This is a genomic window from Burkholderia sp. AU45251, from assembly GCF_030482905.1.
Classification (GTDB): Bacteria; Pseudomonadota; Gammaproteobacteria; order Burkholderiales; family Burkholderiaceae; genus Burkholderia; species Burkholderia aenigmatica.
Window position 1 is genome coordinate 174,193 of record NZ_JAUJQH010000007.1, and the last position, 26,909, is coordinate 201,101.

A 26,909-nucleotide genomic window follows, 5' to 3' on the forward strand; every position below is an offset into this window, starting at 1 on the left:
TCTTCCGAATCGCTCCGCTCCGTCCCGGTCGCTCAACCGCCAAGGCTGTCGTTCGCCGTACCGCTTAGCCGTTGTGCCGTTTTCTACCGTTTTTACCGCTGCGCGCGCAGCTGGCCGCCACGACCGATGGCCGCCGCGCCGCGGTTTCCCGACAAACCGACCGAGGACCGAACATCATGATGCTGAAGAACCCCGCGACGAAGTACCGACCGTTCACGCCCGTCAACCTGCCGAACCGCATGTGGCCGACGCGCACGATCACGCAAGCGCCGATCTGGATGAGCACCGACCTGCGCGACGGCAACCAGTCGCTGTTCGAGCCGATGGACGCCGCGCGCAAGATGCGGATGTTCAAGATGCTGGTTGCGATCGGTTTCAAGGAGATCGAGGTCGCGTTCCCGTCGGCGTCCGAGACCGATTTCAACTTCGTGCGCGAGCTGATCGAAGGCGGCCACATTCCCGACGACGTGACGATCGAGGTGCTCACGCAGGCGCGCGACGACCTGATCGAGCGCACCTTCGAATCGCTGCGCGGCGCGAAGCGCGCGATCGTGCACCTGTACAACGCGACCGCGCCGGAATTCCGCAAGATCGTGTTCGGCCTCGACCGCGACGGCGTGAAGGCGCTCGCGGTGAACGCCGCGCGCACGATCAAGCGCTGCGCCGACGCCGCGACCGATACGCATTTCACGCTGCAATACAGCCCGGAGACCTTCACGGCGACCGAGCTCGATTTCGCAAAGGAAGTCTGCGACGCGGTGTTCGACGTGTGGCAGCCGACGCCGGAGCACAAGGCGATCGTGAACCTGCCGGCCACCGTCGAAGTCGGCACACCGAACTTCTACGCGGACCAGATCGAATGGATGCACCGCAACCTCGCGCGCCGCGATGCGCTGATCGTGTCCGTGCATCCGCACAACGACCGCGGCACCGCGGTCGCGGCGGCCGAGCTCGCGGTGATGGCCGGTGCGGACCGGATCGAGGGCTGCCTGTTCGGCAACGGCGAACGCACCGGTAACGTCGATCTCGTCACGCTCGCGCTGAACCTGTACTCGCAGGGCGTCGATCCGGGCCTCGATTTCTCGCAGATCAACGAAGTCGCGCGCACGGCCGAGGAATGCACGCAGTTGCCGATCCATCCGCGCCATCCGTATGTCGGCGATCTGGTGTTCACCGCATTCTCCGGCTCGCACCAGGACGCGATCAAGAAGGGCTTTGCGGTGCAGCGCCCCGATGCCGTGTGGGAAATGCCGTATCTGCCGATCGATCCGAGCGACGTCGGCCGCACGTACGACTCGATCATTCGCGTGAACAGCCAGTCGGGCAAGGGCGGTATCGCGTACCTGCTCGAACAGAGCTATGGCGTCGCGCTGCCGCGCCGCCTGCAGGTCGACTTCAGTGCGGCCGTGCAGCGCCTGACCGACGACAGCGGGCTCGAGGTGACGAGCGCGCAGATCTGGTCGCTGTTCCAGCAGGAATACGTGGAAGGCGATGCGCCGCTGCGTTATGTCGGCCATGAATTGACCGAGCGCGACGGCCGCGAGTCGATCGTGCTGACCGCCGACGTGCACGGCGAGCGCCGCGTGCTGCGCGGTGAAGGCAACGGCCCGCTCGATGCGCTGATGCACGCGTTGCGCACGCCGCTGCGGATCCAGCACTACGAGGAGCGCGCGTTGTCGCAGGGTGCCGATGCGAAGGCGATTGCGATCGCCGAGCTGGCCGGCACGGGCGTGCGCGGCAGTGCGTTCGGCGTCGGCATCGACGCGAACCTGACGACCGCGTCGATCCGCGCGGTGATCAGCGGTATCAACCGTGCGTATGCGCGCGCGGACGAAGCGGCGCAGGCGACGTTTTTTGCCGCGCAGCCCGCGGTGAAGGCTGTCGCGTAAGCGGGGCATCGGCGGCCGCGCCGGCGATGTCCGGCGCGGTCGCGTCGTGGTCCGGGCGGTTGCCTCCGCGCGGCCCGTCGAGCGCCGCGCACAGTTCCGCCTTCATGAAATCCACCCACGCGCGCGTCTTCGCGTCGAGATGCCGGCGCGACGGATACACCAGAAACACGCCCACGTCCTCCGCGCGGTAATCGCGCAGCACGCGCACCAGCGCGCCTGAACGCAGCCCGTCGTCCGCGACGAACTCCGGCAGCAGGCCGATGCCCGCCCCTTCCCGAACCGCGATCTCGAGCGATGCCGCGACGTCGGCCGTCATCGTCGGCTCGAACGCGACCGTTTCCGAAGCCGCACCGCACGTCAGCGTCCATTCGCGCGCCGGGTAGGCCGGTGCGACCAGTTGCAGGCAGCGATGCCGCGCGAGCGCGCGCGGCGTATCCGGCATCCCGTGCCGCGCGACATACGCGGGCGACGCGCACAGCACGCTGCCGATCCGCCCGACGTCGATCGCGACCTGATCGGAACTCGGCAGGCTCGGCATCGCAATCACCGCGACGTCGTAGCTGTCGCGGATCAGGTCCGGCACCTGCGGCGCGAGCGTCAGGTCGACGCTGACGTCCGGATAGCGCGCCTGGAAGCGCGCGACGAGCGGAATCACGAAACGATTCGCGATGCTGGCGCTGCAGTGCGCGCGCAGCCGGCCGTGCGGATGCAGCCGCGCGCCGCGTGCTTCGCGTTCGCTCGCATCGACGGCGAGCGTGATGTCGCGTGCGCGCGCGAGATAGCGTTCGCCGGCTTCGGTCAGGCACATCGAGCGCGTCGTGCGGTTCATCAGCCGGATGCCGAGATGCGCTTCGAGCGACGCGATCGTGCGGCTGACATACGCGGTCGTGAGGTTGAGCCGCTTGCCGGTTTCGGTGAAGGTCCCCGCGTCGGCGAGCGTGACGAAAACCTGCATGCTTTGAATGAGATCCATCGTCGGGGCGGGCGCGTGGCGCCGGTGTCGTGCGATGCCGCTACTGTAGCGAGCGGCCTGCCGTGCCGCGCGCGCACGTCAGCGAACGATCGTCGCGAAACGGACAGGGCGGTTCAGCGTCGCGAGAAGTATTCGCTCGGCGGCACGCCGAGTGCCTTGCGGAACATCGCCGCGAACGCGCTGGGGCTGTCGTAGCCGTGTTCGAGCGCGAGTTCGAGGATCGGCGTGCCGGCGGCCAGGCGCGGCAGGCTCAGCAGCAGGCGCGCATGGCGGCACCACGCACCGTGCGTCATGCCCGTTTCACGCTTGAAGGTGCGCGCGAGCGTGCGCTCGTTCATGTGCGCGTCGCGCGCCCACGACTGCAGGGTGACGACCGACGACGGGTCATTGATGAGCCGCGTGCACAGCGCGGCGAGCGCCGGATGGCGCGGCATCGGCACATGCAGCGACAGCAGCGGCGCGATCTCGATTTCGTCGAGGATCAGCGCGAGCACGCGGCCCGCGCGATGCGCGAGGTCGTAATCGGCCGGCAGTTCGCACGCGGTCACGATCAGCTCGCGCAGCAACGTGCCGACCTCGATCACGCGGCATTCGCGCGGCAGGCTCGGCCGCACTTCGTGCGCGACGAATACCGTGCGCATCTGCACGTCGCCGGCCATCCGGATTTCGTGCTGGGTGCCGCCCGGCACCCAGACCGCGCGCCCCGTCGGCACGACCCAGCTGCCGGCATCCGCATGCACGAGCATCACGCCGGAAATCGCGTGAATCAGCTGGCCATGCCGGTGCGAATGCGGCGGATACGCGATGCCGGCCGCCGCGTCGGACGCGACGACGGCGATCTGCTTGTGCTTGTCCTTGTGCTCGAGCACACTGAAAAATTGATCCACGTGTCCTTTTCTCGACGACGAATGCGCTTTGCGCGCGAGATCGACCGAATGGGTCGAAATTACCATAGGCCCATCGTTTGTTCGACTGCCATTGCACGATGCACGCCTCGTTATCTCCTCCGGTTTCCTTCCGTTTGTCTGTTGCTGCCGCGCTGCTGAGCGCCGCGACGCTTGCCGCCTGCTCGGTCGGCGATCCGTACCGTCCGCCTGCGGCCGATGCGGCGCGCACGGCGCCGTTCGACGCGGCGAGCGATGCACCCGTTGCATCCGGCGGTGCGTTGCCCGATCGCTGGTGGCAACTGTTCGACGATCCGGCGCTCGACGCACTCGTGCGTGAAGCGCTCGCGCAGAACCGCGATCTTGCGGTAGCCGCGGCACGGGTCGCGCGTGCGCGGGCCGTGCTCGACGAAGCGGGGGCCGCGCGGTTGCCCGAGACGACAGCCGGCTTCGGCGTCGACTACGGCAAGCACGCGCCCGACCAGATCGTCGCGAGTGCGAAGGGCACCGATGCGCGTACGCGCTGGGGGTTCGCGCCGTCGTTCGCGGTGTCGTGGGAAGTCGATCTTTGGGGGCGCGTCGGTCATCTCGTCGATGCCGCGCGCGCCGATTCGGAGGCCGTGCAGGCGGCGTCGGATGCGATGCGCGTCGCGGTGGCCGCCGAAACGACGGCCGCCTATGCGCAGGCGTGCGCGTACGGCGAGCGGATCGACGTGGCCGAGCGCTCGGTCGCGATCGCCGACCGCCTCGCGTCGCTGACCGCCCACCAGCGTGCGCACGGTCTCGTGTCCGATCTCGAAGTCGCGCGCTCGCGTGCATTTGCCGACGATACGCGCGCCAAACTGCCGGCGCTCGCGGGCGCGCGCCGCGCCGCGTTGTATGAGCTGGCCGTGCTGACCGGTCATGCGCCCGGCGCGATTCCCGACGCGGCCGCGCGCTGCCACGCGACGCCGGCGCTGGCGCGGCCGTTTCCGGTCGGCGACGGCGCCGCGCTGCTCCGGCGCCGGCCCGACCTGCGCGAAAGCGAGCGCCGGCTCGCCGCGTCGAACGCGCGGATCGGTGCCGCGACGGCCGAGCTGTATCCGTCGATCGTACTCGGCGGGTCGGTGAACTGGCTGTCGACCACCGGCGATCCATCGTCGCTCGGCGACAAGTATGCGATCGCGTGGGGCGTCGGGCCGCTGATTACGTGGCGTTTTCCGAATCTCGCGGCGAGCCGCGCGCAACTCGCGCAGGCCCGCGCGGACGATGCCGCCGCGCGCGCGTCGTTCGATGCGCAGGTGCTGCGCGCACTGAAGGAAACCGAGCAGGCGCTCGCCCGCTATGGCGCCGAGTGGCGCCACAAGGCCGCGCTCGAAACCGCGCGCGCCGAGCACGCACGCGCCTACCGGCTCGCCGAACTGAACTACGACGCGGGTGCGCTGGATTTTCTCGGCGTGCTCGACGCGCAGCGCAGCCTCGTCGCGGTCGACGCGGCACTGGCTACCTCGACGCAGCAGGTCGCACTCGATCAGGTCGCCGTCTTCAAGGCACTGGGGGGCGGCTGGCAGCCCTAGCCGGCCGTTCGTGAATCCGCACGCACTCAACCATTCCGATTCCGATCATGAGCACCACAGCCGTACCCGAGAAATCCGCCCGTTTCGCGCGGCGCCACTGGATCGCCGCCGGCGCCTTCATCATCGTCATCGCGCTTGCCGGTTTCGGCTGGCGCTGGTGGACGGTCGGCCGCTTCATCGAGCACACCGACGACGCGTACGTGCGCGCCGACATCGTGACCGTCAGCCCGCGAGTGGCCGGCTATGTCGCACGCGTGGCTGTCGACGACAACCAGCCCGTGAAGCGCGGCGACATGCTCGTCACGCTCGACGATCGCGACTACCGTGCGAGGCTCGACGATGCGCAGGCAGCCGTCGCCGCGGCCGATGCGACGCTGCAGGCCGAGGAAGCCGCGGCCGCGACGCTCGACGCGCAGGTCGGCCAGCAACGCAGCGTGATCGAGCAGGCGCAGGCCGATGCGGCCGCCGCGCGCGCCGAAGCCGCGCGGCGCGATGCCGATGCGGTGCGCTACAAGCAGTTGCTCGCCGAATCGGCTGCCAGCGGGCAGCGCTGGGAACAGGCGCATGCCGATGCGCTGAAGGCGCGCGCGGAACTGGCCCGTGCGAGCGCGGCCGTGCGCGCGCAGGACGACCAGCAGACGGTGCTGCGCCGGCGCCGCGCGCAGAGTACGGCCGCGATCGAGCAGGCGCGTGCGCGACTCGCGGCGTCCCGCGCGAAGCTCGCGCTGGCGCAACTCGATCTCGAACATACGGTGATCCGTGCGACCCGCGACGGCACGATCGGCCAGCGGGCGGTGCGCGCGGGACAGTACGTCGAGGTTGGGATGCCGTTGCTCGCGGTCGTGCCGCTGCGCGATGTGTACGTCGTCGCGAACTTCAAGGAGACGCAGCTTGGCGCGATGCGCGACGGGCAGCCGGTCGAGATCGATGTCGATACCTACGCGGGCCGCACGCTGCACGGCCGCGTGCTGGGGCTCGCACCGGGCTCGGGGGCCGAATTCGCGCTGCTGCCGCCCGACAACGCGACCGGTAACTTCACGAAGATCGTGCAGCGCGTGCCCGTGAAGATCCGCCTCGATGCGCCGCCGTCGGGCCTCGTGCTGCGGCCCGGCATGTCGGTGATCGCGCGTGTCGACACGCGCGGCGTACCGGGAGCCGGATCGTGACGGCCGCAACCGGGCAGGCTACGCAGGCCACGCACGACGAAACCGTCTCGCTGCGCGCGTGGGTCGCGGTGCTCGGCGGCGTGTTCGGCTGCTTCATGGCGGGGATGAACGTGCACGTGACGAACGCGTCGTTGCCCGACATCCGTGGTTCGCTGGGTGCGAGCTTCGAGGAAGGCTCGTGGATCTCGACCGCCTATCTCGTCGCCGAGATCGTCGTGATTCCCCTCACCGGCTGGCTCGTGCAGGTGTTCTCGGCGCGCCGCGTGCTGCTCGTCGGCGCAACGGGGTTTTTGGCGTTCTCGATCGCGTGCTCGGTCGCGCCGACCATCTCGTCGATGATCGTCGCGCGCGCACTGCAGGGCGCATTCGGCGGCGTGCTGATTCCGCTGTCGTTCCAGCTGATCGTCACCGAGCTGCCGCCGTCGAAGCATCCGTTCGGCATGGCGCTGTTCGCGGTCGCGAACAACGTCGCGCAGGCGGCCGGGCCATCGCTTGGCGGCTGGCTCACCGACATGTATTCATGGCGCTGGATCTTCTATCTGCAGATTCCGCCCGCGATCGCGCTGATCGTGGCAATCGCGTGGGCGATCCGCCCGGTGCCCGTGCAACTGTCGAAGCTGCGCCAGGCCGACTGGTTCGGGATCGCGACGATGGCGCTCGGCCTGAGTGCGCTGCAGATCGTGCTGGAAGAGGGCGGTCGCAAGGACTGGTTCGCGTCTGACCTGATCGTCGAGCTGTCGATCGTCGCGGTGGCGGGGCTCGTCGCGTTCGTCGCGATCGAGCTGCGGCGCAAGGAGCCGTTCATCAACCTGAGGTTGCTCGGCCGCTACAACTTCGGGATCGCGAGCCTGATGCAGTTCCTGTTCGGCGCGGTGGTGTTCGGCGTCGTGTTTCTCGTGCCGAACTACTTCGCCGAGCTGCACGGCTACAGCGCGCGCGACATCGGCCTCGCGATGATCCCGTACGGGATCGTGCAGTTCGTGATGTCGTTCCTGACGCCGCCGCTGATGCGCCGCACGAGCCCGCGCGCGACGATCGTGCTCGGCTTCGTGCTCGTCGCGGCCGGCTGCCTGATGAACATCCACCTGACTGCCGACGCCGCGTCGAACGTGATCGTGCCGTCGCTCGTCGTGCGCGGGATCGGGCAGTCGCTCGTCGTGATCGCGCTGTCGGTGATGGCCGTCGACGGGATCGAGAAGGCGCAGCTCGGCTCGGCGTCCGGCGTGTTCAACATGGTGCGCAACGTCGGCGGCGCGATCGGCATCGCGGTGGCGAGCCAGATCGTCGTCGAGCGGCAGAAACTGCACGCGATGCGGATTGGCGAGGCCGTTTCGCCGTTCTCGGCAGCCTTTCAGGAACGCATGGCGATGCTGGCGCGGCTGTTGTCGCGCGTGCACGTGCCGCGTGCCGATGCGTTGCCGGGTTCATCGTCCGGCGGCGTGCACGAGCTGGCACTCGCGCTCGTCAACCAGCGCGTGATGCGCGAGGCGCTGCTGATGGCGTACAGTGACACGTTCCTGATCGCGGGTGTCGCGATGGCTGCGTGTACGGCGGCGGCGTTCGTGTTGAAGGGGAAGAAGAAAGCGTGATGGGGACAGACGCCCGATGTTGAAGCCTGACATTGCTGACAGGCGCCGAATTCCTGCAATGCGCGTATCGTGCATGCGGCGCGCGAGGCTGTTCTCCCGCGCTGATCACCATGAGGAGCGTGGCATGTCGAAGGATGATTCCCTGAGAGGACAGATCAAGGAGCAGGCCCAGGCTGCGGACCGCCACAACCTGGCGCGGCCGGCTGCGAACGGCGCGCTGTGGGCGCGCGGCCTCACGACGCAACGGGTCGCCGACCTGTTCAGAACCCTGCAGGGATTGCCGGGGCACTGGATGCAGTTGCAGAACGAGGTCAATGCCGGGAATCGCTATTTTTACGGTGTGCAGAATGGCAGCGTGACGACCGAAGAAGGGAAGGCGCTGATCCGCTGGATCGCCAAGGCGGTTGTGAGCGCCGCCGGGGAGGCACAGTTCGACTTCCCGTTGCAGCAATTGCGTTTCACTGCCGACATGGGCTGGCTCAAGCTCCAGCGTGTGCAAGGGCGTGTGATGGTGTTTTCGCAGCCCTGATCGTCAGTTCCGGGGCGTCGTCGGAACCCGCGGCCGTTCATGAGTACGGTGTCGGTGTATAGAGGGTGATCGCGGCGAGCCGGCACTTTGCGCCGGCTCGCCTGTGACGGGCATTCGGTGGCGGCCGGACCCGGCCGCCACACAGACTCCCTCCCGGCCATTCTGCCGACTGTCAGACCGACACTGTGATGCCCGCCGAGTGAGGTGGCCCCGCAGGCCGCACCACGATTTCCACATGCTGGCCCAACGACGCCAGCGTCTGCATCAGCAGTTCCAGCGAAACGTTCCGAAGCCTTTCGCGTTGCTCGGGCGTGACGACCGGCCGGGCCATCTCCGAGAGCGCCGCAGCCTCGTCTTCGCTCAGGCCGCGCGAGACGATCAGCGCATTGAGTTTCAGTACGAGCGCAGACTTGGCCGAGAGTGCGCCTGCATCATCGAGGCCGAAGTCATCCGGCAACGGGTAGGCGCGTTGGCGCGAGTCGTTGTAGTTCATTCCGCCCCTCCCGTGATCACCGAAAACTGTGGCCGTGGTTGTCTTGTCGCGCGATCGGCATCCTGTCCGACATCGTCGCAGTGCCCCTCTTCGATCGGCGTGATCACCAGCCGCTTGTGCGTGACCTCGATCTGCAAGTGCTGCTCGGGTTCGAAACCCGCTGCCTCGATCCAGCGGCCGGACAGCTTCATCCATAGATGGAGGACCGGCGGTGCCATGTCGCTGAGCCTGAGGTGCGGGACGATGCGGCGAGTCTGACGAGACATTCGAGAGGGCACGAAACAATCGTGAAAACTAACCGGTGCGTTATGATTCGCGTCAGCCATGACTGACTCCCATGATGAGTGGGTTGTGGTTAGCGGCCCGCAGGTGCACTAACACCTGTGGGCCGCGCTCGTTTACGCGGCGGCTATCGATTGGTATCCCGTCATATGATCTGCATGACGAAACAACCGGGTATTCCACGCGAAAACGTGCAGCCACTCTAGCCGAGATCGATCGCTGTCAGGTGCGGGTCTGGCGCGTCATGGTCGGCACCGGCGGTCGCGCCGATGTCCTGCATGCTTGCTGCGCAACGATTTCCCGGCGATCGCGCCGGCGGGCTGCATCGTTACGTCATGGCCGATATGTCAGAAAGCGTGTCGGTCGAATGCTTCGATTCGCCGGCCGCACGTCGGACGAGGATGTCATTTGCGTCGTGTGGCTACCGTACTGGCTGGTGCGCGACGCGTTGCGCGGCGGCGCGTTCCGGGCGTTGCTGCCGGATCGGCCGGGCGTGATCTTTCCGATCCAGGCGGTATGGCCCTACACGCAGCATCTTCCGCTGAAAGTCCGGGCCGCCGTCGATGCGCTGCTGGAACATCTTCCGGCCCAGCTGGCCGCGGTCGAGGCGCGGATGTGACGAAGCGGTTGCCGCGGTTCTTTGGACGAGACGCGCGTTACTGGCCGAAGCGGTCCGCCACGGCATCCTTCAGCCGCGCAGCGGTGATCTCGCCCATGTGCGATTCGACGAGATTGCCTTTGGCATCGAAGAAGAGCGTCGTCGGCAGCCCGCGCGAACCGTAGGCCTTCATCGCGTGCAGCGTGCGATCGAGCAGCACGTGATCGAACCGCAGCCCTTTCTGTTCGAGGAACGCGCGCACCGTTTGCGCGTCTTCGCCCTGGTTGACCATCAGCACGGTCATCCCCGGATGCTCCTGCTGCGCTTGCGCGAGGATCGGCATTTCGCGCTGGCACGGCGGGCACCACGTGGCCCAAAGATTCACGACGACAGGCTTGCCCGCGAAGCGTTGCACCGGCACCGGCGTGGCATCGAGCGCTTCGAGCTGCAACGCGGCAAGCGGCGGCGCGCTGTGCTGCAACGTGGCGAGCGTGCCCTGCGCGATGCCCCATGCGGCAACGCCCGCGAGCATGCCGGCCATCACCGGGCGACGCAGCGCGGGCAGGCGGCGCAGGCGCCAGCCCGCGAACACGATCGCGGCCGCGAGGCCGATGCGCCAGTCGAAGCCGCCGTCGCCGAGCGCGACGATCGAGCGCGGCGCGGCGGCGTACTCGTGCCACCATTGCGCGACGTAGCCGATGCGCGCGGCGAGCAGGCCGAGCAGCAACGCATCGAGGATCAGGCTCGATGCGGTCTTGTGATGGCCGTCCGGCGGGCGGCGCTGGATGAAACGGGCGACGAGCCACGCGAGCAGCGCGGCGGCGGCCACCGCGACGACGCGGATCGAGAAGGGGCCAAGACTCAGCATGAATGGAAAGGGTTGGACGTGATCGAGCGGGGCTGGAGAAGGGATTGTCCGCCACGGCAATGAAACCGTCGACGGTCGTGACGCTTTGAGACTGGCGCGCGCATGCCGGTTCCTTTCGAGAACGTAACGGCATATTGCGGATTCGATGCAGGCGGGCACTCGGCACCCCCTTCCTCGTCTGCTACCTGCCGAGCGGCTGGCTCGCCGATCGCCTGCCGCCACGCTGGCTGATCGTGTTTCCATCGATGAGCCAGATCGCGTTGCTGGTTGGCGTCGTGATCGTGATCGGCCTGTTGACCTGCGCGGTGCGCGGCCTCTACTGGAGCGTGCTCGAACGCTGCGATGTGCCGGCGCGCATCACGGGGCTCGCAATCGGGATTGTCTCGCGGCTCGGCTATTCGCCGGATGTGTTCCTGCCGCTGCTGAACGGCTGACTGACGACCGAGTATCCGGGCATGCACGGCTATCCGCTTTACTTCGGCTATGTCGCGTGGGTGAGCGCGGTCGGTGGCGGTGCGTGCCTGTTGCTGAAAGGCATGCTGAAAGGCGAACTCGCCCGCTGAAATACGTTGCACCCGAAACCGGCGGCGTCGCCGAAGGATGCGCGCGGCGGCTGCCGCCCGACGGGCCGCGAAGCGGCGATCTGTCGGGCGTCGGGTCTTAGAGCTTCTTCGAAGCCGTCGCTGCCGCGTCGGCCTGCTGCGCGTCGGCCGCCGGTTCGAGCGTCGTCAGCGTCTTCTCGGTGAACTTCTCGTACAGCCAGTTCATGCGGGTATCGTCCATGCCGCCGGCGATGCCGCCGAGTGCGTACGAAGCCGACACCTTGAAGCGGTCGATCTGATGATGGTCGGCGTCGAGCAGCGTCACGGTGCCATCCACATGATCGTTGCCCGCCATGAAGCCGAACATGACGGCCGAGAAGCTCGAGCGCACGCGAATGCCGTTGACTTCCACGTTCAGGTGCATCGCATCGGTCGAATCGGCCGTGGCCAGCAGCTTGCGTGCGGCCAGTGCGCTTTCGATTTTCCCCTTCAGGTTCTCGGGGCTGAATTTCAGGTTGTCTTTCAGCGCGTCCTGGGCGGCATTGTCCAGCGTGACTTTCACGATCACGGGCTTCGAGCCGAATTTGGGCGTCGATGCAGTCGCGATGGCCCCCGCCTGATCGCTGGCGTCGCGTGTCACGCTGCTGGCGCAGCCTGACAGGAGGCCGATCGTCACCAATGCCAGAGCGGCATGACGGAATACAGATTTCATGATTTGGTCTTTTTTAATTTGGGTTATTTGAGGTGGCTCTGTGGCCGGGCGGGAATCTAGCACGGGACGATTCGATTCAAAGGGTCGAATAGTTAGAAACGCCGATTTGATATTGATTCGTCGAGGCTTTCGGCACCGATGAAAACACGCGCCGCTCGCGTGACGAGCGACGACGGCACGCGGTTCGCCGGGGCGACCGGTTCCGCGCAGAAGAGGAAGACTGGCTCTCCCGCAGCTGCTGCGCCGGCTATGTGCGTGCGATCACTGGCTGTTGCCCGCCGTCGCCCCGCCGAGCCGATACGCGGTAAAGAACTCATACCATGGCGACCCTTCCGCAACCGGCACGCCGAGCGCCGCCGTCCGCTGTTTCAACGCACCGAACACATCGTTGATGCGTGCCGTTTGCGCCGCGTCGTTGAACGGATAGGGCCGCGATCGCCCGGCCGCGAATGCGCCGTACGCGATCGCGAGCAGGCGCGCGCTGTCGCTGGTCGAGGCTATCGCCCCGTTGATCGTTTCGGCGAGCCGCGGCCGGTCTTCGGCGCGTGATGACGCGAGGCACAGGAACACGATCGACGACAGCTCATGCAGGTCCTTCACCTGCAGCAGCTCAGGCAGCCGTGCGACGATCCGTTCAACCGGTTCGTCGCGCAGGGCATCGCCGAAGTCGAGCACGGCCGTCATCGGATTCCGGTCGTCCTTCAGCCGATCGAGCGCAGGCGGCGCGGCCGGCGCACCGTCGGGCATTGCTGCCGGCGAAGCCCGCAGCGCCTCGGCCACCTGCTGCGTCCATTCCGGAAAGATCATCCGCACGTTGCCGAACTGCTCGCCGCCTTCCGCCGCCGGATTCCATCGATACACGATCGTGCCGCCGCGAATGAACGGCGAATACAGGTGCTCGGGTGTTTGCGGCAGCGGCCGCCGGTTGATCGGCAGCCAGGCGAGCGTCAGCCAGTCGTAGCGGCCGGTGGCGGGCACGGAAGGGCTCGAGCTCGCGACGACCTGCCACGTGCCGCGATTCGCATAGCGGCGTCGCGCGTCGGGCACCGCGACGGTCCGGCCTTTCGCAGTATCGAAGTACGTCGTGCCGGTCACGTTCGTGCCGCTGTCCGCGGCGGGCGTGAGGGTGGAGATGACCCACGATGCGCCATCCGCCGAACGGTAGTCGGACGGCTTCAGCGTCGCGACGTCGTGCACCATGCGCGTTTCCGCCGCGACGGGGCTCGGAGGGAGATTGGCGGGCGCGGCCAGGATGCTCGGCATGGGATGTCCTCGGAATCGGGGGCGCATCGTCGGGCGGCGGCGATGCGCGGCGGCGCGGATTGTTTTATGTCACTGTAGAACGTCAACGCCGGAAACGGAAACCGGCTGCGCGGCGCCCCCCGCTCACGCGTTCCGCCGCTTCGGCTTACCATGCGCATCCTGAACCAACGACGTACACCGGGCGGGAGCGCACATGACCGACACGAGAGCCATCACCGAACACTGGACACAGGTCGCCGACCAATGGATCGGCTGGGCCGGCAAGCCGGGGCACGATGCGTTCTGGAAATACCGCGCGGGGCTCGCGGCCTATATCGGCCGCGACACCGGCCGCGCGCTGGAGATCGGCTGCGGCGAAGGTCGCGTGAGCCGCGAGCTGAAGGCGCTCGGCTACGACGTGACCGCGACCGACGTGGTGCCCGCGATGCTCGACGCCGCGCGTCACGCGGATTCCGCGCATCGTTACGAACTGGCCGATGCGGCGTCGCTGCCGTTCGACACGGCCAGCTTCGATCTCGTGATGGCGTACAACGTGCTGATGGATCTCGACGACATGCAGCGTGCGTTGAACGAGGCGCGTCGCGTGCTGAAGCCGGGCGGGACGCTGTTCATCTCGCTCGTGCATCCGTTCCGCGATCGCGGCGGCTTCGCGGGGCCGCAACCCGATGCGCCGTTCGTGTTGAAGGGCAGCTATTTCGGGCGCGAGCATTTCGATGGCGTGGAAACGCGCGACGGGCTGTCGATGCACTTCGCGGGCTGGTCGCTGCCGTTGCAGGCGTACATGGAAGCGCTGGAAGCGGCCGGCTTCGCGATCGTGTCGCTGCGCGAGCCGCCGCCCGACCACGCGGATACGGATCAGTTGAAGCAGTGGGCGCGCGTTCCGCTGTTTCTGTGGATCAAGGCGCGGCCGGTGGTTGATTCGGTAGCCCGGGGACACAAAAATCGATCGAAAGGATGATCTTGTATCCCGGGAGCGACCAGGTTTGCCGATGCGCGTGTTCCCGGAAGGGATCGCGGCATTCCATCAGGCGGGGCGATTCGGAAGAGGGCGCTTGCCCACGTTTCGCCGTTCGGCTCAGCGCGACAGCTCCTTCCGGTAGAGCACGGCGCCCGGTTTTGCCGCGAGGGTGTCATAGAGCCGCATAGCCGTGTGATTCGTCTCGTGCGTCTGCCAGTACACGCGTTCGGCGCGGTGCGCGCGCGCGGCGTCGTACACGGCTTCGATCAGCGCGCGGCCGACGCCCTTGCCGCGCTCGCTGTCGAGCGTGAACAGGTCCTGCAGGTAGCACGTCGGCCCGATGTGCGTCGTGCTGCGGTGATAGAGGAAATGCACGAGCCCGACGAGCCGGCCGTCGCGCTCGGCGACGAGCGCATGCACGGGTTCGTAACCGTCGAAGAAGCGCGACCAGGTGCGCTGCGTGACGGCCAGCGGTAGCGCGGTATCGTCGAAGCGGCCGTAGAAGCGGTTGTAGCCGTCCCAAAGCGGCAGCCAGTGGTCGTAGTCGTCTTCCCGGACCGCGCGTACGGTCAGGCCGGCTTCGGCAGCGTTCATGTTCGTGAACCTTTCGATGAGGAGGGGGGGCGTTACCGGCCGGGCCGGAAACGACGGAGGCATCCACGATAGGCAGTTCGACGCGCGGCGGGTAGGCCCATGACACCGGCGCTTTCTGGTGCCACGACCGGCCGCGCGCCGCCACCGCCACGCCGCCCGAACGTCGCCCGAACGTCGCCACGGCATTCCTTTCATTCTGTTAGACTTTTTCGCCCATCGCTGCCATCCGGGCTGCGCCGTGCCCGGTTCATCCCGTCATGAACGAAACCCGTGCGTCGCATCCGATCACCGAGGTCCTGCGGGCTTACTGGAAGGCCGATCGCCTGATGTTGCTGACGGTCGTGGCGGTGGTCGTCCTGTCGAGCGCGAGCGCGGTCGCCGCGCCCTATCTGTTCTCGCGCCTGATCGACGCGTTGTCGCACCGCGGCGTGCTCGACGCGCTGATCCCGGGCTTCGTGCTCTACGCGGTGCTGCTGGGCGTCTCCAGCGCGTTGCAACGCGTGGTGCAGTACCTGGCGTTCATGAGCTCGGAGAATCTGGGCTTCATCACCAGCACGCGCTTTTTCGAGCGCATCCTGAAGAAGACCACGGCGTTCTTCGTCGAACACAATCCCGCGGAAATCCAGAACGCGAACGAGCGTGGCAGCCGGGCGCTGTCGGTGCTCGTGCAACTGGGGCTGATGGATCTGATCCCCGGTACGCTGCAGATCGTGCTGACGCTCGTCACGCTCGGCGCGCTGATCAATCTCGAGGTCGTGGCCATCACCGCCGCCTATGGCGCGGTCGCAGTGACGATCGCGATCGTTGCCGCGCGGCGCTCGCGCGCGTTCCTCGACCGCGCGATCGAGGCCGGGCAGGAGAATGCGCGTTTCGTCGGCGGCGCGATCATCGCGATGGAGACGCTCCGGCATTTCGGCAGCCATCGCTGGATGAGCGAACGTTTCTCGGAGAAAGCGCGCGTCGAGCGCGACAGCTGGCGCGCGTATGTGCTGCAGCACGTCGGCTATCTCGCGCTGCTGGGTCTCGGCCTCGCGATCCAGTTCTCGGTGACGTTCTGGCTGCTGCTGCCGCGCCATGCGGCGGGTGAGTTGTCGATCGGCGACATCGTGCTGTTCAACACGTTGCTGCTGCAGCTGAACCTGCCGTTCGAAATGATCGCGCGCGCGGTCGACGAGTGCGCGCGCTCCCGCGCGGCGCTCGTGCCGTTCGCGGCGCTGTGGACGGCGCCCGAGGAGCGGCAGGTGTCGCACGCGTCGGCGTTCGTGCCGCAGGACGGGCGCATCGTGTTCGACCGCGTCGCCTATGCATACGACAACGGCCGCGGCGTGACCGACGTCGACTTCGTCGCCGAACGCGGGGCGATCACGTTTCTCGTCGGCGAGACCGGCGCGGGGAAATCCACTGTCTTCAAGCTCGCGCTGAAGTCGATCGAGCCGACCGGCGGGCGCATTCTGGTCGACGGCGTCGATCTCGCGGCCATCGATCGCGCCGACTGGTACGGCGCGGTCGCCGTCGTGCCGCAGGATGTCGTGCTGCTGAACGAAAGCCTGGAAGACAACATCCTGCTCGGCCGGCCGCGCGACACGCGGCGTCTGCACGAAGCGGCCGCGAAGGCGACGATCCTGACGTTCATCGAGCGTTTGCCGGACGGCTTCCGCACCACGGTGGGCGAGCGCGGGTTGAAGCTGTCCGGCGGCGAGCGCCAGCGCATCGCGATCGCCCGCGCGCTGTACGGCGATCCGACCGTGCTGTTTCTCGACGAAGCGAGTTCCGCACTCGACGAAGCCACCGAGCGCGACATCATGGAGCACGTGCGCCTGCTGGCCCGCGACGTCACGGTCGTCGCGATCACGCACCGGCGCTCGGTCATCGGGCCGGCCGACAAGGTCGTGCGGCTCGGCGACGCGCGCGTGCCGGCGTAGGGCAGCACGATCGCGTCCGCAGGTTTCGCAGGCCGTCGCCGTTACCCGCGCAGCGGCGGATTGAGTTGCGCGAACGCCTGCTGCCGGCGATACGGGAAGTACGGGTAAGGCGCTTCCACCGCGCTTGCCGCGTCGAGCTTCGCAACCTGCGCATCGGTCAGCGCCCAGCCGACCGCGCCGAGGTTCTGCCGCAGTTGCTCCTCGTTGCGCGCGCCGATGATCACCGACGACACGGTCGGGCGTTGCAGCAGCCAGTTCAGCGCGATCTGCGGCACGGTCTTGCCGGTTTCCTCGGCGATCGCGTCGAGCGCGTCGACCACGTCGTACAGGCGCGCGTCGTCGACCGGCGGCCCATAGCTGGCCGTTTCATGCAGGCGGCTGCCTTCGGGCAGCGGCGCATTGCGCCGGATCTTGCCGGTGAGCCGGCCCCAGCCGAGCGGGCTCCAGACGAGCGCGCCGAGCCCCTGGTCGGCGCCGAGCGGCATCAGGTCCCACTCGTAGTCGCGACCGACGAGCGAGTAGTAGACCTGGTTCGCCACGTAACGCGACCAGCCATGCTGATCGGCCACTGCCAGCGACTTCATGATCTGCCACCCGGCGAAGTTCGACACGCCGATGTAGCGCAGCTTGCCCGCGCGCACGAGATCGTCGAGCGTCGACATCACTTCCTCGACCGGCGTGCCCGCATCGAACGCGTGGAGTTGCAGCAGGTCGATGTAGTCGGTGTCGAGGCGGCGCAGTGCGGCGTCGACCGCGCGGACCAGCCGCGCGCGCGACGTGCCCGCGTCGTTCGGGCCGTCGCCGGTCGGCAGGCCCGTCTTCGTCGAGATCAGCACCTGGTCGCGACGTCCCTTGAGCGCGGCGCCGAGCACGCGCTCGGATTCGCCGTCCGAATACACGTCGGCCGTGTCGAACAGGTTCACGCCCGCTTCGAGGCAGATGTCGATCAGGCGGCGCGCTTCGTCGACGCCCGTGTTGCCCCATGCGCTGAACAGCGGGCCGGTGCCGCCGAACGTGCCGGCGCCGAAGCTCAGGACGGGAACCTTGAGGCCGGAGCGGCCGAGGGTGCGGTATTCCATGGCGGGTTTCCTTTGGGTGATCGAAGCGCCGGGTGGCGGCTGCGAAGCCGGTGTTGCCACACTGTATCGCTTGCGGATATTTCGGATAATTGGGCAGACTTCGAAAATATCGTTCGGAAGAGGCGAATAATGCTGCTCGACAATCTCGCGCTGTTCCTGCGCATCGTGGAGAAGGGCGGGCTGGCCGCGGCGGGCCGTGAGGTCGGGCTGTCGCCGGCCACCGTGTCCGAGCGTCTGACGGCGCTCGAGCGCCACTACGGCGCGGCGCTGCTCACGCGCACGACGCGCGCGATCAGCCTGACCGACGAAGGTCGCACGCTCGTCGACGGCGCGCGGCGCCTGCTGGCCGAGGCCGACGAACTGGAAAGCCGCGTGCGGCTCGGCGTGCAGACCCTGTCGGGGCCGGTGCGCCTGAGCGCGCCGGCCGATCTCGGCCGCGAGCGCGTGGTGCCGGTCGTCGACGGGTTCCTGGCCGAGCATCCGGGCGTCACGGTCGACCTGCATCTCGGCGACGGTTACGTCGATGTCGTTGGGCAGGGGCTCGATTTCGCGATTCGCCGCGGGGTGCTCGCCGACAGTTCGCTGCGCAGCCGCTCGCTCGGCCGCGCGCGGCGCGCGGTGTGCGCGTCGCCCGCGTATCTCGCTGCGCACGGCACGCCGCAGCATCCGGACGATCTCGCCGCACACGACTGCATCGTGATGCGCTTTGGGCCGGACCTGTATGCCGAATGGCCGTTCAGCATCGACGGCGAACCCCGGCGCGTGACGGTGCGCGGCCGGCGTGTGGCCAACGACGGCGCGCTCGTCCGCGCGTGGTGCGTCGCCGGGCACGGCGTCGCGCTGAAGTCGCTGGTCGACGTCGAGCAGGATCTGGCGTCCGGTGCGCTCGTCGAAGTCCTGCGCGCGTTCTCTCCGGGCGACGTCGACTTGCAGATCGTCTATCCGGGCAACGCCGTGCAGCCACGGCGCGTGCGCGCACTGATCGACAGGTTGGCGCAGGCGCTCGCGGCGTGAACGCGGATCGACGTCAGTCCCACTTCGACGGGTAGTCGGGACCGCAGTCGATCTCGGCCGCGCTCAGTTCCAGCATCGCGCGAGGGGTGAACTTCCTGACCGGCGGCTGGGCGGCGACCCACTCGGGATAGACATTGCGCCACTTGTCGAGCAACTCGCCGCGGCGGGTTTCGCTGATGCTCGCCTGGTACAGGTCGTTTTGGCCGTATGGCATCGGGGCCGGCATCGCGAAGTCGGGAAGCGCGGGCGCCTGTTCGAGCCGGCTGCCGACGAGCGGAACGGCCGTCAGGTTCGGCAGCAGGCTCGACGCCTTGCGCATCCGGCGATAGGCGCAGACGGGCGCATCGGCGACTGATGCATCGCCCGTCGTCGGTTCGTCGGGCGGCGCTTGCGTCGCGGCCGGCAGCGCGACCGCGAACAGATAGACGGGCCCGCGTTTCAGCGGGCCGATCTTGTCGATGGGCCGCCGCACCTCGATCCCTTCGGGCCACGTGTAGGCGCGCCCGAGCGGTGTCGTGTGCTCGACGGCTTCGCCCGTCGACAGGACGGTCATGCCGCCGGGCCACCCGTTGACGCGCACGAGCGGCTTTGCATCCCCGCCCGCCGCGACATACAGGATGCCGCGCTCGACGACCATCGCCGGTACCGGAAACGGCGGCGTGCCACCGTGCCTGCCGGAGTTGTTGGAGATGGAGTGAGCGAGCGCGGGCAGGTCGATTTCGCGGCGCAGGAAGTGCTGCCCGCCGTCGGTCGAGAGCCAGATGTAGAGGCGCGGGCACGCCTGGCCCTTGGCGACGCCGGATGTGCATCGTGCGACTGCATTCTGTCCCGCATAAATGACGATCGTGTCGGGATTGTCGCTGCGGAACGTCATGTATTGGATCCCCGCCCCGGACGGGAAGGCGGTCGATGTATGCCGTGCGCTGTCGACGAAGCGCCAGCGGGTCGCCGGGCCCGTGTACGCGACGGCTTCGGCCAGCAACGTGCGTTGCGCGTCGAACTGCATGAACGGGTAGGCCGGGCCGACGACGGGGCGCGGCTTGATCGTCGAAGTGGTCGCACATGCGCCCAGCAACAGGGAGACGGTCAGCGCTGCGACGACGCGCGCAGGCTGCGGCTTTCGATCGATCATGAATGGCCCCGGTGGAATGAATGATCTTGTTGTTCGACGAAGAGCGGGCACTTTAGCGCATCGTCCGACCCGGTTGATCACATTTCGTCATTTAGCTAATATTCGAAACGTTAATCGAGCTCCGCATTCTCATGGACGACGTCACCCGCATCAGCGCACTGGCCAATGAAAGCCGCCTGGCCGTGATGCGCTGGCTCAAGCAGCCGCGCAAGCATTTCCCGCCGCAGCCGCACGGCGATGTCGACGAACTCGGCGTGTGCTGCACGTACATCACCGAGAAGCTCGGCATCGCGCCGGCCACGACCACGCGCCATATGCGCATCCTCGCGGATGCCGGGCTCGTGCAGGCGACCCGCGTCGGCAAGTTCACGTACTACAAGCGGATCGACGGCGCGCTGCAGCAGCTCGGCCACGATCTCTCGCAACTCTGACTCCTACCGAGGCAACCGACATGGACGAACTTGCATTGCTGACCGACGCCGACCGGCGCGCGCACGCGTATCTGGCCGCGACGAACGAGCGGCGCGCGTTTCCCGATGCGGCCGCATTGGCCGGCCTTGCGGCGTTCGACGAGCCGCTGCCCGATACGGGGCGCCCGGCCGACGACGTGCTGCGCCTGCTCGACGAACGCGGTACGCCCGCGACCGTCGCGTCGAACGGCCCGAACTACTTCGGCTTCGTGATCGGCGCCGCGCTGCCGGCCGCGGCGGCGGCCGAGCGGCTGATGCTGGCGTGGGACCAGTGCGCGTCGTCGTATGCGAATTCACCGGTCGCGGCGACGATCGAGCGCCAGGCCGCGCGCTGGGTCGTCGACGTGCTCGGGCTGCCCGAAGACAGCGCGGTCGGCTTCGGCACGAGTGCGACGGCCTGCACGCTCGTCGCGCTGGTGGCCGCGCGGCGCGCGCTGCTCGCGCGCAAGGGCTGGGACGTCGACGAGGACGGCCTGATCGGCGCACCCGAAGTGAAGGTCGTGATCTCCGAGCTTGCCCACATCACGGTGAAGAAGGCGCTGCGCGTGCTGGGTTTCGGGATGAAGCGCGTCATCGTCGCGCCGGTCGACGCGCACGGCCGCATCGATCCGGCAGAGCTGCCGCCGCTCGACGACATGACGATCCTCTGTGTGCAGGCCGGTGAAGTGAATACCGGTGAGTTCGATCCATTTGCGGCGCTGATTCCGCCCGCGAAGGCGGCCGGCGCGTGGGTGCACGTCGACGGCGCGTTCGGCCTGTGGGCCCGCGCATCGTCGAAGCGCGCGCTGACGGACGGCATCGACGGCGCGGACAGCTGGACGACCGATGGCCACAAGTGGCTCAACACGCCGTACGACGGCGCGATGGTGATCTGCCGCGACGCGGACGCGCTCGCCACGGCGATGAACAGCGACGCCGTCTACCTGAGCGGCGCGCAGGACGCGCAGAAGAACCTGAACCTCGAATTCTCGCGGCGCGCGCGCGGCATTCCTGTGTGGGCCGCGCTGCGCTCGCTCGGCCGCGCCGGCGTGGCCACGATGGTCGAGCGGCATTGCGCGCAGGCGGCGCGGGTCGCGGACGGCCTGCGTGCCGCCGGCTACGACGTGCTGAACCGTGTCGTGCTGAACCAGGTGCTCGTGCGCGCCGGTACCGACGATGAAACGGCGGCGATTCTCGCGGCCGCGCAGGCGTCGGGCGACGTATGGTTCGGTGCGACGGTGTGGCAGGGGCGGCCGGCGTTCCGGATCAGCGTGTCGTCGTGGCGCACCGAAGACGCGCACATCGATCGTCTCGTGGCCTTGCTGACGCAACTGCGCGGCGTGCACGTGCGCTGAGCGGCGGCGGTGCGGCGGCGCTTCGAAGGTCTCGCAGAACACCTGGCTCGCGAACCTGATGGGCCTCTGAAAAGGGAATGTTGAGGCCCTCGAAAGAATGGCCGCAAACGCCCTGAATGGTGACTTTGACAAGGCGGGCAAGAAGGCGCTCCAGCTCGCCCCGCTTAACCAACAACGCCAGATGATCTCTCGAATGCTGGCGGCAGACCAGTAAGTACGCAGCCTGCTATTCATTTTTTTGCCGCCGATCACCCATCTGCAAGGGACGCAGCATGTCGTAGCTGAGAACTTCAACTCTGGCTAGAGCGGGATACTCTGGCAGAAGGCACCCCCGATCCGACAAGCAATACATGTATCGGGACGCACTGTGATTGCAAATTCATCTGGTCGCTCGCTCAGCCATATGCGATGGCTCAGTTGGATATGCGCACACCCATCCTGAAAGATGGAACACCTGACGATCGATTCAGTTCGCACACCATTTCGAGACGAAAATTGAGCCTGGGGATGCCAACTTCGTCTCCAGGCACTGCGGTGCGAGAGCTCGGTGAGTTGCCTCAAGCTATGCGCGGATGTTCCTTGAAGAGTTCGATCTCGACGAGAAGGACAAACTAAGGTGGGATTCAATGAAGTCGAGTAAATTGCGCTGGTTGTATTTTTCGATGATCGCTCTGTGCGTTGCGTTTCTCGCGCTACTGAGTAATCAATACAAAAAGAATGAGAAGATGTCGAGTCGAGTCGTCACGATCAAGTTCGGAGCCGAGGGTAGGTCAGATGCCACGGCTCAGGGGTTTTCCTTGATGAATCACCCATCTGGTGTGTATGCATATACGGCTCACTGGGATGATCGGCATAAGCTTGGGTTGGTAAAATATGTGCAAGAAAAACATTCTTTCGATCTCGACAATGCCTTGATCGTGACAGGTCTAGGGGATAAGGATAGTCCGGAGGATGGGGTTGATAATTGGGATATCAGTTTTAATCCATCTTCATCGCGACTCATCTCATATGAAGAGGCTCGAGATAAGATAGCTGGCCTGCTTGATAGATTGCGATCTGCGGGGTGGGTGCGATACATAGAGACCTCGGAGCCTCGCCTGGTTGGAAAGGAGGCCATGATTTACGCATTAACAAATTCTGGTGTTCTTTATTCGATAGATTCAACCTATACGCCAAGCATAGCGGAGTGGAAGAGTTTGATGGCTGTTGAGCCGAGGTGGTATTTTTATGCGGATGGTATATTTTTAACGTTGTCGGTGTCATATCTGTCATCCGGGGCTGATGGTATGGGATATTATTTGTCGGATCTTCAAGTCAGTACTGCATCCGATAATTACAGCCCCTATTTTTCGGACAGCATTGAGCGTCGAAGGAACTGGAAGAAATATCTGTCCGATGAACTGAGGCCGGCAGTGAAAGAACGATCGAAGCGCGAGGCTGAACTGAAGGCTCAGGGCTACTCGATCGACATGAAGTATCAGGCTCCGCCGTTCGAGGCACCCGACTTCTCGGCCATGGCCGGTGACGCACATTGACCGGGAGGAGAGATCGATGCAACGAGCGAGCTTGCATGGACGAGCGCAGATTGTGGTTGGCGACGCGACCCGACGAGCCATGGCGGCAAGGTGATTTCGGGGAGTCCGTCTTCGACCTGGAGCGCGGCCCTTGAGGTGGCGGATACTCCTTCACCAGGCGTGCCATCACGGGCTTCTGTGCTCGCCCGTGCAACACTGGCACGTGCTGCATCAATCGGTATGGCGGTTTTGACCGACACACTGCCCGGAGAGCCTTATTCCACGGTGGGTTCGAAGAGGTTCACTCACTCACGTGCGCCGGGGCCCCCGCAAGCACCGCATCCCCCGCATCGTCAGCGCACGGAGTCGGGAAACGCGTGCATCGAGAACTCGAACGCGGCTTCCGCCATTGCCTCGATCTCTGCCTCGCCACCTTCCAGGTGACCGTCGATCCACAGCATGGCGAAGCCATGCACGAAGCTGCGCACGCCGACGCTGAACGCGCGGATCTGCTGCTCGTCGATGGTGGATCCGACCATCCTCCGGATCGCTTGCGTCGTTACCTCGCTGTTCTCGCGCCTGGCCTGGACGAGTTCGGCATCGTCCCGGTGCTGGACCGCAAAGCCGCCGTACATGAGCCGGAACAACTCGGCATGCGCGTGCGCGAACTTCACGTGGGCCAACCCGCCGGCCCGAAATGCGTCGCGCGCCGACGCGCCGCGTGAAATTTCCGCGGCGAACGCGTCGATCTGCACTTGCGTCAGGCGCCGGAAGCCGTCGACCACCAGCGCGACCAGCAGCGCTTCCTTGTTGACGAAGTGGCGATAGACGGCCGAATCCGACACGCCCAGCTGCGTGGCCAGATGGCGCACGCTCATCTCCCGCCCGTTTGCGTGCTCGAGCGCGGCAAAGGCCAGATCCAGCACGGCCTGCCGCAGGTTGCCGTGGTGGTAGCCCGCTTTCTGATTCCCGGGGTTTCTACTCATTTGACAGTGTTCAATGTCACGTTCGACAATGTTTGCAACTCAAACATTGTCGGTTCTGGCGATGCCCGCCCTTGATTCGTTGACGAAGGATATCTGGACTGCATCAGTCCCTCATTCTTTCATGGGGCTGCATGTCGGTACGCGCATGACCGTCGTCCGGCTGTCGTCGGGCCGGCTGCTGCTGCATTCGCCGGTGCCGCTGGATGCCGGGTTGCGCGCGGCAGTCGATGCGCTCGGCGAGGTCGGCCACATCGTCTGCCCGAACCTCTTTCATCACCTCTATGCGGCCGTCGCCGTCGCCGCGTATCCGCGCGCGTTGCTGCACGGCCCGGCGGCGCTGCAGCGCAAGCGCAAGGATCTGCGCTTCGACGCGGTGCTGACGGAGGTGCCGCATCCGGAATGGGGCAACGACTTCGAACTGCTGACGATCGAAGGCTGCCTGCTGGGCGAGACGGTGTTCTATCACCCGGCCAGCCGCACGCTGATCGCCTGCGATCTCGTCGAGAACTTTCACGCGTCGCCGCATTGGCTGACGCGGCACTACCTGCGCCTGGGCGGCGTGCTCGGGCAGGTCGGCTGGCATCCGTTGCTGCGCGTGGTCTATCGCGACCGGCGCGTGGCCCGCGCATGCATCGACCGGCTGCTGGAATGGCCGTTCGAACGCGTGGCGCTCGCGCACGGCGACCCGCTGACCGAGCATGCGCACGACGCGGTGCGGCAGGGCATGGCGTGGCTTTGAGTCCATCGATAACGACGCACGATCAGGGAGAGACGGGATGGCAGGATCGAATGACATCGGGCACCCGGCGGCGAAGGCTTCTGCCATCGCGGCGCGTGCTGGCGACGTGCCGGGCGGCCGTTTGCGCACGTGGGCCATCGTGGTGTTCGTGGCGTTTGCCATCGTCACCGTGCTCTACGCGCTGACGGCCATTGCGACCGGGCAGGCGAATTTCGGCGCGGTATCGGGCGACGCGCTCCTGCATGCGCGCGAACAGCTCCGCGCGATGTCGGTCGCCGGCGGCGATCCCGGCTGGGGGCAGGTGTTCGGCACCGACGATCCGTTCATCTGGATCGCGGCCAGGCTGACGTCGGCACGGCTCATGTTCGGCGAGAACGGCTTCTACGACACCGTGCTCTATTACGCACAGATGCCGAAGGCCAACATCGTCATCCTGTCGCTGCACAACATCATGGGCGGGACGTGCATGCTGCTGGGCGCACTGCAGTTCTGGCCGGCGCTGCGCCGCAACTATCCGCGCTGGCATCGCACGGCTGGCGTGGTCTACATGGTGTCGTCGCAGATCGCGATGATCGGCGCGATGACCTACATGGTGCGTACGCCGGTCGCGATGATGTACGACACGCTGACGTTCGCGACCGGCCTCTGGTTCCTCGCGCTGGGCGTCACGGCCTCGCTGTGGATGTCGATCCATCACCTGATCCGCCGCGAGATCGCCCAGCATCAGGCGTATATGGCGATCAACTACGGCTTCCTGCTCACGGCGCCGTTTACGCGTATCGACTGGATCTGGGCCGCGATGGTCTATCCGGACGTCAACCAGAACACGTCCAATTTCTCGGCGGTCGCCGTGCTGATCGCGCAATGCATGCTCTTCGGCTACCTGCTGCTGTGCATGAATCGCTGGTTCCAGAAGTCTCGCCCGGCCACGGGCCGCGCCGGCCCGGTGTTCCCGGCCGCGTTGACGGAGGCCGTCGCCAACGTGGGCGTCGCGGTGCTGTCGGTGTTGAGCATCGCCGCGCTGGCCGCTGTCGTCGATCACTACCTGGTGACGCCTGGCCTCGACCAATTCCGGGCCGGCAAGGACTGGATTCCGGCCGGACTGGCCGCGTTCCAGGGTAGCGTGCTGCGGGCTGCGCCCGGTTCTCGCTGGCTCTATGCCGTCAGTGCGATCGGCGTGTGTGCGCTCGCGCCGTTCCTGCTGCGCGCCGCGTTCATCGGGAAGGCGCAGCCGGCGCGGACGATGCGGCTCGCGATGGCGACCGGCGTGCTGACTGCCGCAAACGGCGCCGTGTTGCTGTACTGGGGGCAATTGCTGGGCGGCCCGACCGCGATCACGTCGTCTGGCGGGACACCGTTCCTGATGAACGGGGCGTTCGAACTGTTCTTCGCGGTGCTGCTGCTGTGGGGCGTGATGCGTGAACGCCACGCGCTCGTCAAGGAGTGGAGTCTGTTCGCCATTCTCTGCGTGCTGGCGCTGCCGAGTTTCTATGCGCTCGTGCCGCTGGTCGGGTGGATCTATCTTCAGATCGGCATGCCGGACCTGCAGCACTACGTCGAGATCACCAGCGTCTATCGCGTCGCGATCAGCGTCGGCCTGATTCTCGCGATGCTGGCGGGCTCGCTTTACGCCGTCTACGGCAGCGCGACGCAGGAGAAATTTGCGCGCTAGTTGCGCTCGCGTGTCCGCGCGAAGCAGAGGGGATGGGCGGGCAACGGGGCGGTGTGTGCGGATGAGGATGGACCGCCTGTCGTTTTTCCATCGAACCGCGCCCCTTGCCCGCAGGAAAATATCGGACAATGGCCGGCACGCGCGCCGTGCC

The 26,909-nt window shown here is 66.6% G+C and carries 26 protein-coding genes; 15 read left to right on the top strand and 11 right to left on the bottom strand.

Annotation, left to right across the window (positions count from 1 at the left end; translation table 11 throughout):
* The first annotated feature begins 179 nt into the window (after window positions 1–179).
* The gene (gene leuA, locus QZM67_RS17155) at window positions 180–1,889 is read left to right on the top strand and encodes a 2-isopropylmalate synthase (RefSeq protein ID WP_301805354.1); all 1,710 of its coding nucleotides are present in this window, start codon (window positions 180–182) and stop codon (window positions 1,887–1,889) included.
* On the opposite strand, the gene QZM67_RS17160 is transcribed toward leuA, so the two are convergent.
* A complete protein-coding gene (locus tag QZM67_RS17160; RefSeq protein ID WP_301805095.1) occupies window positions 1,807–2,862 on the bottom strand; it encodes a LysR family transcriptional regulator in 1,056 nt (351 codons plus the stop codon). The genes leuA and QZM67_RS17160 overlap by 83 nt on opposite strands.
* A gap of 113 nt (window positions 2,863–2,975) precedes the next feature.
* Window positions 2,976–3,749 (bottom strand): helix-turn-helix domain-containing protein, encoded by a 774-nt coding sequence (locus QZM67_RS17165; protein WP_301805099.1) that lies wholly within the window; start codon window positions 3,747–3,749, stop codon window positions 2,976–2,978.
* Window positions 3,750–3,883: 134 nt separating this feature from the next.
* Here QZM67_RS17165 and QZM67_RS17170 point away from each other — a divergent pair, with 134 nt between their 5' ends.
* From QZM67_RS17170 to QZM67_RS17185, 4 genes are all read left to right on the top strand, one after another.
* Window positions 3,884–5,302, top strand: a complete 1,419-nt coding sequence (locus QZM67_RS17170; RefSeq protein WP_301805101.1) for an efflux transporter outer membrane subunit — start codon at window positions 3,884–3,886, stop codon at window positions 5,300–5,302.
* 47 nt (window positions 5,303–5,349) lie between these two features.
* A complete protein-coding gene (locus QZM67_RS17175) occupies window positions 5,350–6,468 on the top strand; it encodes an HlyD family secretion protein (RefSeq protein ID WP_301805104.1) in 1,119 nt (372 codons plus the stop codon).
* On the top strand, window positions 6,465–8,057 hold the full coding sequence (locus tag QZM67_RS17180) for a DHA2 family efflux MFS transporter permease subunit (protein ID WP_301805107.1): 1,593 nt from the start codon (window positions 6,465–6,467) through the stop codon (window positions 8,055–8,057). Before QZM67_RS17175 ends, QZM67_RS17180 begins: the two co-directional genes overlap by 4 nt.
* A gap of 124 nt (window positions 8,058–8,181) precedes the next feature.
* A complete protein-coding gene (locus tag QZM67_RS17185; protein ID WP_043179268.1) occupies window positions 8,182–8,586 on the top strand; it encodes a hypothetical protein in 405 nt (134 codons plus the stop codon).
* A gap of 172 nt (window positions 8,587–8,758) precedes the next feature.
* On the opposite strand, the gene QZM67_RS17190 is transcribed toward QZM67_RS17185, so the two are convergent.
* Window positions 8,759–9,079: a helix-turn-helix domain-containing protein gene (locus tag QZM67_RS17190; RefSeq protein WP_205824401.1), complete on the bottom strand. Its 321-nt coding sequence runs from the start codon at window positions 9,077–9,079 to the stop codon at window positions 8,759–8,761.
* On the bottom strand, window positions 9,076–9,405 hold the full coding sequence (locus QZM67_RS17195; protein WP_301805112.1) for a SymE family type I addiction module toxin: 330 nt from the start codon (window positions 9,403–9,405) through the stop codon (window positions 9,076–9,078). Before QZM67_RS17195 ends, QZM67_RS17190 begins: the two co-directional genes overlap by 4 nt.
* A 200-nt stretch (window positions 9,406–9,605) precedes the next feature.
* On the opposite strand from QZM67_RS17195, the gene QZM67_RS17200 reads away from it, so the two are divergent.
* On the top strand, window positions 9,606–9,980 hold the full coding sequence (locus QZM67_RS17200; protein ID WP_301805115.1) for a LysR substrate-binding domain-containing protein: 375 nt from the start codon (window positions 9,606–9,608) through the stop codon (window positions 9,978–9,980).
* 37 nt (window positions 9,981–10,017) lie between these two features.
* Here QZM67_RS17200 and QZM67_RS17205 read toward each other — a convergent pair whose 3' ends face one another.
* On the bottom strand, window positions 10,018–10,827 hold the full coding sequence (locus tag QZM67_RS17205; RefSeq protein ID WP_301805117.1) for a TlpA disulfide reductase family protein: 810 nt from the start codon (window positions 10,825–10,827) through the stop codon (window positions 10,018–10,020).
* Between the two features lie 134 nt (window positions 10,828–10,961).
* On the opposite strand from QZM67_RS17205, the gene QZM67_RS39950 reads away from it, so the two are divergent.
* A complete protein-coding gene (locus QZM67_RS39950) occupies window positions 10,962–11,261 on the top strand; it encodes a hypothetical protein (RefSeq protein WP_367620448.1) in 300 nt (99 codons plus the stop codon).
* A 226-nt stretch (window positions 11,262–11,487) separates the two neighbouring features.
* Here QZM67_RS39950 and QZM67_RS17215 read toward each other — a convergent pair whose 3' ends face one another.
* Both QZM67_RS17215 and QZM67_RS17220 read right to left on the bottom strand, forming a co-directional pair.
* Window positions 11,488–12,081 carry a DUF4410 domain-containing protein gene (locus QZM67_RS17215; RefSeq protein ID WP_301805356.1) on the bottom strand — a complete coding sequence of 198 codons (594 nt, stop codon included), beginning with the start codon at window positions 12,079–12,081 and terminating at the stop codon, window positions 11,488–11,490.
* Between the two features lie 261 nt (window positions 12,082–12,342).
* Window positions 12,343–13,344, bottom strand: a complete 1,002-nt coding sequence (locus QZM67_RS17220) for a hypothetical protein (RefSeq protein WP_301805119.1) — start codon at window positions 13,342–13,344, stop codon at window positions 12,343–12,345.
* A gap of 193 nt (window positions 13,345–13,537) precedes the next feature.
* On the opposite strand from QZM67_RS17220, the gene QZM67_RS17225 reads away from it, so the two are divergent.
* A complete protein-coding gene (locus tag QZM67_RS17225) occupies window positions 13,538–14,302 on the top strand; it encodes a bifunctional 2-polyprenyl-6-hydroxyphenol methylase/3-demethylubiquinol 3-O-methyltransferase UbiG (protein WP_301805121.1) in 765 nt (254 codons plus the stop codon).
* 117 nt (window positions 14,303–14,419) lie between these two features.
* Here QZM67_RS17225 and QZM67_RS17230 read toward each other — a convergent pair whose 3' ends face one another.
* Window positions 14,420–14,896 carry a GNAT family N-acetyltransferase gene (locus QZM67_RS17230; RefSeq protein WP_301805123.1) on the bottom strand — a complete coding sequence of 159 codons (477 nt, stop codon included), beginning with the start codon at window positions 14,894–14,896 and terminating at the stop codon, window positions 14,420–14,422.
* A gap of 257 nt (window positions 14,897–15,153) precedes the next feature.
* On the opposite strand from QZM67_RS17230, the gene QZM67_RS17235 reads away from it, so the two are divergent.
* Entirely contained in the window at window positions 15,154–16,818 is a 1,665-nt protein-coding gene (locus tag QZM67_RS17235; protein WP_301805125.1) for an ABC transporter ATP-binding protein, read from the top strand.
* 41 nt (window positions 16,819–16,859) lie between these two features.
* On the opposite strand, the gene QZM67_RS17240 is transcribed toward QZM67_RS17235, so the two are convergent.
* Window positions 16,860–17,897 carry an aldo/keto reductase gene (locus tag QZM67_RS17240; RefSeq protein ID WP_175022718.1) on the bottom strand — a complete coding sequence of 346 codons (1,038 nt, stop codon included), beginning with the start codon at window positions 17,895–17,897 and terminating at the stop codon, window positions 16,860–16,862.
* A gap of 129 nt (window positions 17,898–18,026) precedes the next feature.
* Between QZM67_RS17240 and QZM67_RS17245 the strand changes: the two genes are divergently transcribed.
* On the top strand, window positions 18,027–18,911 hold the full coding sequence (locus tag QZM67_RS17245; RefSeq protein WP_301805127.1) for a LysR family transcriptional regulator: 885 nt from the start codon (window positions 18,027–18,029) through the stop codon (window positions 18,909–18,911).
* A 13-nt stretch (window positions 18,912–18,924) separates the two neighbouring features.
* On the opposite strand, the gene QZM67_RS17250 is transcribed toward QZM67_RS17245, so the two are convergent.
* On the bottom strand, window positions 18,925–20,043 hold the full coding sequence (locus QZM67_RS17250; RefSeq protein ID WP_301805129.1) for a hypothetical protein: 1,119 nt from the start codon (window positions 20,041–20,043) through the stop codon (window positions 18,925–18,927).
* 131 nt (window positions 20,044–20,174) lie between these two features.
* Here QZM67_RS17250 and QZM67_RS17255 point away from each other — a divergent pair, with 131 nt between their 5' ends.
* From QZM67_RS17255 to QZM67_RS17265, 3 genes are all read left to right on the top strand, one after another.
* Entirely contained in the window at window positions 20,175–20,474 is a 300-nt protein-coding gene (locus QZM67_RS17255) for a helix-turn-helix transcriptional regulator (RefSeq protein ID WP_043178878.1), read from the top strand.
* Between the two features lie 20 nt (window positions 20,475–20,494).
* Complete coding sequence (locus QZM67_RS17260; RefSeq protein WP_301805131.1) at window positions 20,495–21,847, top strand: pyridoxal-dependent decarboxylase; 1,353 nt, start codon at window positions 20,495–20,497, stop codon at window positions 21,845–21,847.
* Between the two features lie 572 nt (window positions 21,848–22,419).
* Window positions 22,420–23,382, top strand: coding sequence for a hypothetical protein (locus QZM67_RS17265; RefSeq protein WP_301805132.1), 963 nt, complete (start codon window positions 22,420–22,422; stop codon window positions 23,380–23,382).
* Between the two features lie 332 nt (window positions 23,383–23,714).
* On the opposite strand, the gene QZM67_RS17270 is transcribed toward QZM67_RS17265, so the two are convergent.
* Complete coding sequence (locus QZM67_RS17270) at window positions 23,715–24,347, bottom strand: TetR/AcrR family transcriptional regulator (RefSeq protein ID WP_301805134.1); 633 nt, start codon at window positions 24,345–24,347, stop codon at window positions 23,715–23,717.
* Between the two features lie 61 nt (window positions 24,348–24,408).
* Here QZM67_RS17270 and QZM67_RS17275 point away from each other — a divergent pair, with 61 nt between their 5' ends.
* Window positions 24,409–25,086: a DUF4336 domain-containing protein gene (locus QZM67_RS17275; RefSeq protein ID WP_301805135.1), complete on the top strand. Its 678-nt coding sequence runs from the start codon at window positions 24,409–24,411 to the stop codon at window positions 25,084–25,086.
* Window positions 25,087–25,123: 37 nt separating this feature from the next.
* On the top strand, window positions 25,124–26,758 hold the full coding sequence (locus tag QZM67_RS17280; protein WP_301805137.1) for a DUF2306 domain-containing protein: 1,635 nt from the start codon (window positions 25,124–25,126) through the stop codon (window positions 26,756–26,758).
* The last annotated feature ends 151 nt before the right edge of the window (window positions 26,759–26,909 follow it).

Bases quoted from the DNA above. Each gene is read 5' to 3' on its own strand.
- QZM67_RS17175 (WP_301805104.1), top strand. From the start codon at position 5,350: ATGAGCACCACAGCCGTACCCGAGAAATCCGCCCGTTTCGCGCGGCGC.
- QZM67_RS17280 (WP_301805137.1), top strand. From the start codon at position 25,124: ATGGCAGGATCGAATGACATCGGGCACCCGGCGGCGAAGGCTTCTGCC.
- QZM67_RS17235 (WP_301805125.1), top strand. From the start codon at position 15,154: ATGAACGAAACCCGTGCGTCGCATCCGATCACCGAGGTCCTGCGGGCT.
- QZM67_RS17220 (WP_301805119.1), bottom strand. From the start codon at position 13,344: ATGCCGAGCATCCTGGCCGCGCCCGCCAATCTCCCTCCGAGCCCCGTC.
- QZM67_RS17215 (WP_301805356.1), bottom strand. From the start codon at position 12,081: ATGAAATCTGTATTCCGTCATGCCGCTCTGGCATTGGTGACGATCGGC.
- QZM67_RS17200 (WP_301805115.1), top strand. From the start codon at position 9,606: ATGGTCGGCACCGGCGGTCGCGCCGATGTCCTGCATGCTTGCTGCGCA.
- QZM67_RS17230 (WP_301805123.1), bottom strand. From the start codon at position 14,896: ATGAACGCTGCCGAAGCCGGCCTGACCGTACGCGCGGTCCGGGAAGAC.
- QZM67_RS17240 (WP_175022718.1), bottom strand. From the start codon at position 17,897: ATGGAATACCGCACCCTCGGCCGCTCCGGCCTCAAGGTTCCCGTCCTG.
- QZM67_RS17270 (WP_301805134.1), bottom strand. From the start codon at position 24,347: ATGAGTAGAAACCCCGGGAATCAGAAAGCGGGCTACCACCACGGCAAC.
- QZM67_RS17245 (WP_301805127.1), top strand. From the start codon at position 18,027: ATGCTGCTCGACAATCTCGCGCTGTTCCTGCGCATCGTGGAGAAGGGC.
- QZM67_RS17190 (WP_205824401.1), bottom strand. From the start codon at position 9,079: ATGAACTACAACGACTCGCGCCAACGCGCCTACCCGTTGCCGGATGAC.
- QZM67_RS17260 (WP_301805131.1), top strand. From the start codon at position 20,495: ATGGACGAACTTGCATTGCTGACCGACGCCGACCGGCGCGCGCACGCG.
- QZM67_RS17185 (WP_043179268.1), top strand. From the start codon at position 8,182: ATGTCGAAGGATGATTCCCTGAGAGGACAGATCAAGGAGCAGGCCCAG.
- QZM67_RS17195 (WP_301805112.1), bottom strand. From the start codon at position 9,405: ATGGCTGACGCGAATCATAACGCACCGGTTAGTTTTCACGATTGTTTC.
- QZM67_RS17275 (WP_301805135.1), top strand. From the start codon at position 24,409: ATGCCCGCCCTTGATTCGTTGACGAAGGATATCTGGACTGCATCAGTC.
- QZM67_RS17255 (WP_043178878.1), top strand. From the start codon at position 20,175: ATGGACGACGTCACCCGCATCAGCGCACTGGCCAATGAAAGCCGCCTG.
- leuA (WP_301805354.1), top strand. From the start codon at position 180: ATGCTGAAGAACCCCGCGACGAAGTACCGACCGTTCACGCCCGTCAAC.
- QZM67_RS17265 (WP_301805132.1), top strand. From the start codon at position 22,420: ATGTTCCTTGAAGAGTTCGATCTCGACGAGAAGGACAAACTAAGGTGG.
- QZM67_RS17205 (WP_301805117.1), bottom strand. From the start codon at position 10,827: ATGCTGAGTCTTGGCCCCTTCTCGATCCGCGTCGTCGCGGTGGCCGCC.
- QZM67_RS17250 (WP_301805129.1), bottom strand. From the start codon at position 20,043: ATGATCGATCGAAAGCCGCAGCCTGCGCGCGTCGTCGCAGCGCTGACC.
- QZM67_RS17160 (WP_301805095.1), bottom strand. From the start codon at position 2,862: ATGGATCTCATTCAAAGCATGCAGGTTTTCGTCACGCTCGCCGACGCG.
- QZM67_RS17225 (WP_301805121.1), top strand. From the start codon at position 13,538: ATGACCGACACGAGAGCCATCACCGAACACTGGACACAGGTCGCCGAC.